At 59.3% G+C, this 4,912-nt stretch carries 6 protein-coding genes and 2 pseudogenes; 1 reads left to right on the top strand and 7 read right to left on the bottom strand.

Translation table 11 applies throughout. The features are described from left to right. The 7 genes and pseudogenes from LJE91_12680 to LJE91_12650 all read right to left on the bottom strand — a co-directional run bounded on the left by LJE91_12680 (window position 1) and on the right by LJE91_12650 (window position 3,809). Window positions 1-412, bottom strand: a pseudogene (locus tag LJE91_12680) (transposase). Between the two features lie 267 nt (window positions 413-679). Then, window positions 680-1,231: a DUF1269 domain-containing protein gene (locus LJE91_12675; GenBank protein MCG6869539.1), complete on the bottom strand. Its 552-nt coding sequence runs from the start codon at window positions 1,229-1,231 to the stop codon at window positions 680-682. A gap of 258 nt (window positions 1,232-1,489) precedes the next feature. Then, window positions 1,490-2,155, bottom strand: a complete 666-nt coding sequence (locus tag LJE91_12670; protein MCG6869538.1) for a flavodoxin reductase — start codon at window positions 2,153-2,155, stop codon at window positions 1,490-1,492. Window positions 2,156-2,170: 15 nt separating this feature from the next. Further along, window positions 2,171-2,315, bottom strand: a pseudogene (locus LJE91_12665) (NADP-dependent succinic semialdehyde dehydrogenase). Window positions 2,316-2,555: 240 nt separating this feature from the next. Then, on the bottom strand, window positions 2,556-2,891 hold the full coding sequence (locus LJE91_12660; GenBank protein ID MCG6869537.1) for a hypothetical protein: 336 nt from the start codon (window positions 2,889-2,891) through the stop codon (window positions 2,556-2,558). 60 nt (window positions 2,892-2,951) lie between these two features. Then, window positions 2,952-3,347 (bottom strand): Hsp20/alpha crystallin family protein, encoded by a 396-nt coding sequence (locus tag LJE91_12655; GenBank protein ID MCG6869536.1) that lies wholly within the window; start codon window positions 3,345-3,347, stop codon window positions 2,952-2,954. 18 nt (window positions 3,348-3,365) lie between these two features. Continuing rightward, window positions 3,366-3,809: an Hsp20/alpha crystallin family protein gene (locus LJE91_12650; GenBank protein ID MCG6869535.1), complete on the bottom strand. Its 444-nt coding sequence runs from the start codon at window positions 3,807-3,809 to the stop codon at window positions 3,366-3,368. Window positions 3,810-4,168: 359 nt separating this feature from the next. Between LJE91_12650 and LJE91_12645 the strand changes: the two genes are divergently transcribed. Then, the coding region (locus LJE91_12645; protein ID MCG6869534.1) for a PDZ domain-containing protein at window positions 4,169-4,912 on the top strand (744 nt) is incomplete at its 3' end.

Genomic DNA, 4,912 nt, shown 5'->3' with positions numbered 1-4,912 from the left:
GGGCCAATCCCGTGCCGTGCGTACCATGCGGGCGCGAACGGGATTGAGAACGAGGTAGCGAGACAACTCCAACAGATAAGCGTCTTTTTGTACCAAGATGGCCTTGTATCGGCCTTGATAGACGTGTTCTACCCGATTATGGGTCCGGTTGAATCGCTGGGTATAGACGCCGTTCAGTTGACGCATGCCTTTGGCGAGGTTGCCGTCGGGAATTTCGACGAGGAGGTGCCAGTGGTTCCCCATTTGACAGTAGGCATGGACAATTCAGTTGAAGCGCTCGCAAACTTGCTCCAGGATCTCCAACCAAAGTTTCCGATCGTCATCGCCCAAGAATTATGTCGTCTCGCCCGTCCCCACGGGAAGTGACGTGGTAAAGCGCTCCGGCAAACTCTACACATAGCGGTCTTGCCATGGAGGCAGTCTACTTGAGCCACAGTCACGTGACAAGACCTGACCCCATGACCCGCGTGTCGCCTTGAGTTTGAATGGCAGCGTAACAAACCGCTCGCGGAGAATTCGGAGAAACCGCACCGGCAAATGGATTCCAGCGGTACCGACCTCTAAGGCCTATGGTGAGTGAAGTCTGAGAGAATCCCTGACAGGCTCATTGGTTTGTTTGCCCGCAGGAATCCCCGGACGTGGAAATTAATGAAGTCCGCCAATCCGCTCGTCAATAAAGTTAGCGACTTACGACAGTCAGTGGGCCCTTGAGCGGGGACGATTCAGTAGCCGAATAAATAACCGTATTGGGATACGACGCTTTCAGGGCCTCGACGATGTAGAGTCTTCTCTCTGTCGGTGAGTCAACCAGAATCAGAATACGACCGGAGATAATGGCGCCTCTCAAGGCCTCGATGTCTTCGTTGGGTATGTCTTTGGCAATAAGTCCCGAGACAATGGCCGCAAACCCGGCGCCCGCGGCTGAGGTCGCGAGTACGGCGCTTCCTGCCAGGACCAGTCCCGCCGGTGGAAGTGTTACAGCCAGCAGGCTGCCGATCAGTCCGGCAACACCTCCGACCAACAGGCCGTGTTCGATCCCGCTGGCGAGCTGTGTTGTTTTCCAGACCGACGCTTCGGGCAGATCCCCGAGCGGCGCTGAGGATGCGGCAACGATTCCAAGTTGATCATCGTCGATGGCCGCTACGTCTTTGAGTGTGCCGACGGTACGCCGTGCCGCGTCTAGATCGGGCACAAGAAAGTAGAGACGTTCCTTACCCCTGTCAACCGTCATGTCCGGCACCATGAAACTTTCCCAAACCTTCCCTCGCTTTCAGCGCGCAAACGCTCCATTTTCCCGCCATGGCGGCCAGCGTCGGCCATGCAAGAACATCAAAGCAGCTGAAGCCTGCCTGCGATAAGATCGAACTCAATCCCGCGTTTCACCATGAAGTTCGTTCATTCAAGTTCCCCGAAACGGGGGCTTGCCGCGTCAGCGAACCGGTCCCGGTCTCCTTCGCTCCCGTTCCGAACCATCATAATACACCTGTCGTTATTGTTCGAATACCAGGGCATCCGGCTCTACACCCAATTCCTGCAGAGCACCATTGACTACCTCCATGAAACCCGGCGGGCCGCATACATAAAATTGCTGGTCCAGATCCTTGATGTGCGCCGTCAGAAACTCCTTGTCGATTCTGAGTTGCTTGTATCCCGGTGCCTGGGATTCTGTGCAGGTCAGAACGAGCTTGTTGCCGAAGACGTGCCGCAGTTCTTTCTCGTAGATGATGTCGGCGGGTCTCCGGTTCGAAAAGATCAAACCCTGGCTGGATAGTTTCCCTTTTCTGGCCAGATCCCGGACGATCGCTATGAAGGGCGTGATTCCGGCACCGCCGGCAATGAAAACGCCTGGACCTTTGTATTGAATGGTGCCGAACGCCTCGGACATCAACAGGTTCGCACCCGGTCGCAGTTCGTGCAGAGCCTGTGTAACGCCATTGTGTGCCGGATAAGCCTTGATGGTAAATTCGAGGACGAGATCCTCGTTCAGCGACGTCGGCGTGAATGGGCGTCCTTGCTCCCTCAATTGCGGCGTATCTATCGCGAGCTCGACTCCCTGCCCCGGTTCGAAGCGGAAGTTATCCGGTCGCGTAACGATAATACGCCTGACGTCGTGAGTGACGAACTCGCTCATCAGCAGCTTGACTTCGAAATCCATGTTTCCGTTCCCCTGTCACGATTCATCGACCCAAATAGTTTTTGCATAGACAAATTCACGAATCCCGAGCCGGGACGGCTCGCGCCCGTATCTCGAGTCATTGATACCGACAAAAGGGACCCGTGGATCACTCTACCAGTCCATGGACAAAGACGCATCCCACTCGATCCGTTGTATATTGTGGGTGGGAATCCCACCGCGTCAACCGGGCAAGGGCTGAGATATTCCGTTCCATCAAGAACCCCCCAAACCCGCTGCCTGAGGCGATTACCGTCAACTGACAGTCCATCCTGTTTGTCTTTTCGTCCGTCCTCCGTGTTGCGACAACCGTTCCATCGTTCGACGATGCGCCTGTTGTCGCGCCTTGATGACGAACGAACATCCGGCGCGATCTGGTATGTCATTTTCCGGCAATCGCCTGAAACAACTCACCGACTACACCCGTACAGGCTCGCAGGTCTCTCAGGTCCTCTTCCCGGTCGCGCAGATATTCGTTGTCGGCCTCACGAAGGATCTGCGCGAGCGCGTCGATGGCTGCCGTCACGGCCGATTCGACGCAGACCAGGCCGTTGCGGACGGCGTGCTCGCGGGCGATTTCCTCAACTGCGAATTCGGCGATCCGGCACGTTGGCCGCGCCCTGTCCCCAGAGCAGGGCGCGGCCCTGCGCGTACCCGGGGATACGGGTTTCCCTCGCGGGCGGCGGTGGGTTACCGGTGGTGATCTTGTCTGGCGCATGCGACGGACGGACCCGGTACCGCACCGCGCCAGGTCCGCCCGTCGCAAAGCGATAGGCCGCTAGTCGACGCGCACCTCGATCTTACGGGGGCGAACCTCCGCTCGTTTGGGGATACGCAGGATCAGCACGCCGTCTCTCAGACTGGCGTCGATGCCTTCGGTCTCCAGTTCACGGCTCAATGCGAAGGTCCGGCTGTAGCGCGTCGCGTGCACGTCGGCGTAGAGGGCCTCCATCCCCTCGCGCATGGTGAACTGGACGTCGCCTTCGATGAGCAGCGAGTCGTTGTCCACCTGGATCTGCAGTCGATCCTTCGACACGCCGGGCAGGTCCGCCTCCAGGGTGATGCCGTCCGCGTCCTCGAAGATGTTCACCGGCGGGCGCAATGTCTGGACGTTCTCAGGCTTCTTCTCTACCTGTCCGGATTCGCGGGTCGTCATGTCGGTTTCGTCACTCATGGTCTGTATTCCTCCTCACTACTTGACTTCGATCTGCCGCGGCCAAGAGGTCTCGCGTCGCTGAATAGCGACGTGCAGGATCCCGTCGACATACCGGGCTTCGACCCTGTCGGGATCTACATCCTCCGGTAGCGAAATCGTCCGCCGGAAGGGGCCGCTGAACCGCTCCCGCCGATAATATTGGGCGCTATCGGGCATATCTACCGTGCGTTCGCCGGCGATGGTAAGCAGGTTCTGTTGCAGGGAGATGTCCAGTGTCTTCGGATCGAGACCCGCGGCAAAGAGATACACATCCACACCTTCGGACGTCACACCGACGTTGATGGGCGGGTAGCTGCCGCGCGCAACGGAGCGGATGCCGGTCGGTGAGGTCCGCCCGCCGAATATCTCCTCCAGGTCCTGCTGCATTCGCCTGAGGTCACTGAAAAGGCCACCTTCGAGGCCGGTGAGGTTTTCGAACATCTTCATACCCCCTGTGACTGTGAGGCGGGCCGCGGCCCGCGTTGAGTTGCATTGCGCGTACCTGTCGACCCCGGTCCTGCGGACCGGTATGGCCGATCCCATTGGCACTCGACGAAAAAGAGCGCAAGTTAATCTAGGAATTATTTCCCGCCTGTCAAGGACTGACCAGGATGTGTCGCGGAATCGCCAGAGCACCTGGCTGCCAGACTCCCGGTTCCCGAGACCGGACTCGTAACCGGTGATTCACGCGCTGGTGGTCAGACCCTCAGCGAGTACGGTGCCCTGGAAACTTGCCCGGGCAGAGGATGTCATAAAGCTCAATCATCTGGGTTTCTCCCCTTCCCGATCCGGAGATCGACGTGAAAGGATCCGCTATCTATCTGGCACTTGCCTTCCTTGCCGGGACGCTCTTCGGTTCGCTGGCACTGGGCGGACGGGGCCCCGTGCAGGGAGAGCCGGATCCGTCCGGCGGGGCGCCGGAACCCTCAGGCCCGGCTCCGGTTTCCGCGATCGAATGGATCCCGAACGACGCAGCCATCGAGGCTCCGGACGTGCGGCAGGTGAAGACAGGGGATGACTTCCAGACCGAACGGATCCGATCGTTGCGCAGTGAAGTCGATGCCATGCGGGCGCGCATCGCGTCGCTCGAGAACCGGTTTGCCGATCTGCACGCCGCGGATGCGTCATCGTGGAACGAGCAGACCCATGACGGAGTCGATGACGATCAAGAGGCGAATTCGGATGCAGACGGTCCGACCGTGGCTGGACTGATCGATGCCGGCGTGAGTCCGGATACGGCGGGCGAGATCGTCCGCCGGCAGGACGAGCGCGAGATGAGGCGCCTGGAGTTGCGCGACCGGGCCGCGCGGGAAGGATCCCTCGGGACCGAGCGGTTCTTCGATGAGTTGCGTGAGCTGAATGCCGACACGCCAAGTCTGCGACAGGAGATCGGCGAATCCGGTTACGATCGATATCTTTTCTCCGCGGGACAGGACAATCGGGTCTCGGTCACCTCGGTGATTGCCGGCTCCCCGGCGGAGCAGGCAGGGATCCGGCCCGGTGATGTCATCCTGAGTTATGACGGGTCCCGCATCTTCGACTTT

Source organism: Gammaproteobacteria bacterium (assembly GCA_022340215.1).
Lineage (GTDB): Bacteria > Pseudomonadota > Gammaproteobacteria > JAJDOJ01 > JAJDOJ01 > JAJDOJ01.
Note: the sequence above shows the minus strand (reverse complement) of the source record. Positions and strands in the feature narration are given on the sequence as shown.

Excerpts from the sequence above, each read along its gene's own strand:
- LJE91_12650 (MCG6869535.1), bottom strand. The coding sequence starts at position 3,809 with ATGTTCGAAAACCTCACCGGCCTCGAAGGTGGCCTTTTCAGTGACCTC.
- LJE91_12655 (MCG6869536.1), bottom strand. The coding sequence starts at position 3,347 with ATGAGTGACGAAACCGACATGACGACCCGCGAATCCGGACAGGTAGAG.
- LJE91_12675 (MCG6869539.1), bottom strand. The coding sequence starts at position 1,231 with ATGACGGTTGACAGGGGTAAGGAACGTCTCTACTTTCTTGTGCCCGAT.
- LJE91_12660 (MCG6869537.1), bottom strand. The coding sequence starts at position 2,891 with ATGCGCCAGACAAGATCACCACCGGTAACCCACCGCCGCCCGCGAGGG.
- LJE91_12670 (MCG6869538.1), bottom strand. The coding sequence starts at position 2,155 with ATGGATTTCGAAGTCAAGCTGCTGATGAGCGAGTTCGTCACTCACGAC.